This window comes from Thiohalophilus sp. (genome assembly GCF_031581315.1).
GTDB lineage: Bacteria > Pseudomonadota > Gammaproteobacteria > UBA6429 > Thiohalophilaceae > Thiohalophilus.
In genome coordinates this window covers 1-3,052 of the sequence record NZ_JAVLAZ010000153.1, presented here as the reverse complement: position 1 = coordinate 3,052, position 3,052 = coordinate 1, and the positions used below count along the sequence as shown (strand labels likewise).

3 protein-coding genes are annotated in these 3,052 nt (G+C 56.6%); 1 reads left to right on the top strand and 2 read right to left on the bottom strand.

From position 1 onward, the window contains the following. Positions 1 to 72: 72 nt before the first annotated feature. Positions 73 to 1,203 carry a sensor domain-containing diguanylate cyclase gene (locus RI563_RS13015; protein WP_310694812.1) on the top strand — a complete coding sequence of 377 codons (1,131 nt, stop codon included), beginning with the start codon at positions 73 to 75 and terminating at the stop codon, positions 1,201 to 1,203. A gap of 191 nt (positions 1,204 to 1,394) precedes the next feature. Here RI563_RS13015 and RI563_RS13010 read toward each other — a convergent pair whose 3' ends face one another. Both RI563_RS13010 and queG read right to left on the bottom strand, forming a co-directional pair. Continuing rightward, positions 1,395 to 1,895 (bottom strand): heme-binding protein, encoded by a 501-nt coding sequence (locus RI563_RS13010; RefSeq protein WP_310694811.1) that lies wholly within the window; start codon positions 1,893 to 1,895, stop codon positions 1,395 to 1,397. Positions 1,896 to 1,901: 6 nt separating this feature from the next. Next, the gene (gene queG, locus RI563_RS13005; RefSeq protein WP_310694810.1) at positions 1,902 to 2,999 is read right to left on the bottom strand and encodes a tRNA epoxyqueuosine(34) reductase QueG; all 1,098 of its coding nucleotides are present in this window, start codon (positions 2,997 to 2,999) and stop codon (positions 1,902 to 1,904) included. Between the last annotated feature and the right edge of the window lie 53 nt (positions 3,000 to 3,052).

Sequence of the window (3,052 nt, the reverse complement as noted above, 5' to 3'; positions counted from 1 at the left end):
CTGCATCGCAAGCGCGAGTTGTATGAAGCCGTGGCCAAGATGCTGGCCGTGGTCTGAGTTAGCGGGAGAAACATGGATAACAAGCCGTTTGTTGAAGCCTTTCAGGATGTTAATACCCGACTGATCGATCTGGTCGGCACACTCTCGGCCTTGCGCGAACTCTCCGGTTTTGAAGTCACCGATCATGACGAGGAACGTCTGTTACAGGGCGCACTGCAGGTTGTGGCGGACAATCTCGAACTCGATTCGGTCGGCATCTTTTTACAGGATGAGGCCGAACGGTTTGAGCTGGTCGCATGCCTGGGGTGTGACGCGGCGGAAAAAGAAAACGCTGATGCGGCACAGGCCTGGATGAAACAACAGGCGCGGCGCACGACCGAGCAATTTGCCCAGGGCATCAAGGGCGCACTGATCGACAATGACGAGGTGTCGTATATCGGGTTGCCGATTCAGGCCAGCCAGCAACTGCTGGGCGTTTTTGTCGCCTGCCATCCGCATAGCGGTTTTTTTACCGTGGAGCACGAGCGCAGCCTGATTATTTTTTGTAATTTTCTCGGCCAGCTGCTGATCAAAAACCGTTTGTTGCACGACATGGAAAAGATGGTCACGGAGCGCACGCAACAACTGCAAGAAGCGCTGGAGGAAGCCGAACATCTCAAGGAACGTTACGCCACCCTGTCAGTCATCGACGAGTTAACCGAACTGCATAACCGACGGTTTTTCTTTCCGGAAACCCAGTCGGCACTGGCCCGGGCAATTCGTTATGACGAACCGTTCTGTTTGCTGGTGCTGGATGCCGACAACTTCAAGTCCGTCAATGATCGTTTCGGTCACGGTGTAGGTGATAACGTGCTGCGTGCGATTGCCGAACTGCTGCGCGAGGAAGCGCGCGAGGCGGATATTATCGCCCGTTTCGGTGGCGAGGAGTTTGTACTGGCACTGCCGGAGACCGATGAGGACGGAGGTAAGGTTCTTGCCGAGCGAATCCGGTTGCGCATTGCCGGTCTGGAATTTCGCTTTGCTGAAAAAGATTTTGGCATCACCGTCAGTGCCGGCGTGGCGGCCCTGCAGGCCACGCATTCGCGGGAAACCCGGCATGCCCTTGAAGAACTGTTGCACCAGGCGGACAGTGCCATGTATTACAGCAAGGGCCACGGCCGAAATCAGGTCAACCGCTATTCTGACATTGCCTGCAAGATCTGATTTCACTCCTCGAAAGTGACTTCACCACCAAGACACGAAGACACCAAGTAAATTTCTGTATTCATTGAAACCACTTCCGCTCGCGACGTAGACTTGCCCGCTGTCGTGACATTGGTAAACGCATGATCGTTTCAGCTTCTTGAATAATTTTTCTTGGTGTCTTCGTGTCTTGGTGGTTGGTCTTTATTCTTTTATTCGGCAAACTCGATCGCTTCGCGAATCGTCTCGATGCCGGCTCTGGCACACTCATCATCCACGTCGCCGGTGATCTTTTTGGCCGGCGCACCGGAGATACCCACGGCACCGTAGAAATGACCGCCGATGCGCACCGGCACCCCGCCGCCGATCAACAAGACCTCGGGGGCAAAGCGCAGGTTGTCGAAATCACCCTCCTGCATGTCGAGCGTGGAAGTCTGAAAGCTGGCGGCGGTCTGCGCTTTTAACCGACTGACGTCGATGGTGTGGGTCCCGGCCAGCGGATCGCGCGCCACGGCGAGCAGTTTGCTATTGCGATCAACCACGCTGGCGGTGACCTGATAGCCCTGTTTGCGACAGGCCTGGGCCGACTCGACGGCCAGCTGGTTGGCCAGCTCGAAGGAGAGGACCCGGGTGGTGACATAGGCCGGTTCGGCGCCAGCGATCGGGCTCAGTACTAAAGCCGGAAGCAGGAAAGCAGCAAGATGGCGTTTCATAGTGGTTTAATCCTCAATGATGGCAGGTTGATGTTGTTGTAATGCCCACAGCACATGTTCGCGCACCAGTTCGGACGGATGGTCGGTGCGGGCCTGCAGGGTGGCGATCACCTCCGGCGAGGTGGCCGCATTGCCCAGGGCCACGGCGATATTGCGCAGCCAGCGTTCGTGGCCGATGCGGCGAATCGCCGAGCCTTCCAGGTTCTGATTGAAAGTGACTTCATCCCACAAGAAAAGTTCCACCAGGCGTGCTTCATCCAGTCGCTGACGCGGATCAAAGTCCGGTTCATGACTGTAGTCGGCAAACCGGTTCCAGGGACAGTACAGCTGGCAGTCATCACAGCCGTAAATCCGGTTGCCCATCGGCTTACGCAGTTCCACCGGGATCGATCCTTTCAATTCGATGGTCAGATAGGAGATGCAACGCCGGGCATCGACCACATAGGGTTCAACGATAGCCCTGGTGGGGCAGACATCGATACAGGCCTGGCAGGTACCACAATGGTTGCTGGCCGGTTCATCCACCGGCAGGGGCAGATCGGTATACAGCTCGCCAAGAAAAAACCAGGAGCCGGTATCCCGCTGCAGCAGATTGCTGTGCTTGCCAATCCAGCCCAGCCCGGCTTTTTCCGCCAGGGCCTTTTCCATCACCGGGGCGCTGTCGACAAAGGCGCGATAACCGAACACCCCGATCTGGTGCTGGATATGATCGGCCAGCTGTTGCAACCGTTTGCGCATCAGTTTGTGATAATCGCGCCCCAGCGCATAGCGTGAGACATAGGCTTTTTCGGGATGATCCAGCAATGCCTTGAGGTCGGTCGTCTCTTCCGGCAGATAATCCAGGCGTACGCTGATTATGCGTAACGTCTCGGGGACCAGTTCGCCCGGCTGGCTGCGCTTTGTCCCGTGTTCGGCCATCCAGTGCATGTCGCCCTGGTAATCCCGGGCCAGCCATTGCTGCAGACGCCTTTCATACGTGCCCAAATCGGTATCGGTGATGGCGGTTTGCTGGAAACCGAGCTCGGCGCCCCACTGTTTGATCTGTGTCGCCAGCGCCGACCAGTCGGTATTGTGCGCGGCTTGCTTGTTTTGGCTGTAACTCATGATCATAATCATAGCCTTATGACTCATCTGCCGCATGATCTTTATACCGCCGA

Excerpts from the sequence above, each read along its gene's own strand:
- RI563_RS13015 (WP_310694812.1), top strand. The coding sequence starts at position 73 with ATGGATAACAAGCCGTTTGTTGAAGCCTTTCAGGATGTTAATACCCGA.
- RI563_RS13010 (WP_310694811.1), bottom strand. The coding sequence starts at position 1,895 with ATGAAACGCCATCTTGCTGCTTTCCTGCTTCCGGCTTTAGTACTGAGC.
- queG (WP_310694810.1), bottom strand. The coding sequence starts at position 2,999 with ATGAGTTACAGCCAAAACAAGCAAGCCGCGCACAATACCGACTGGTCG.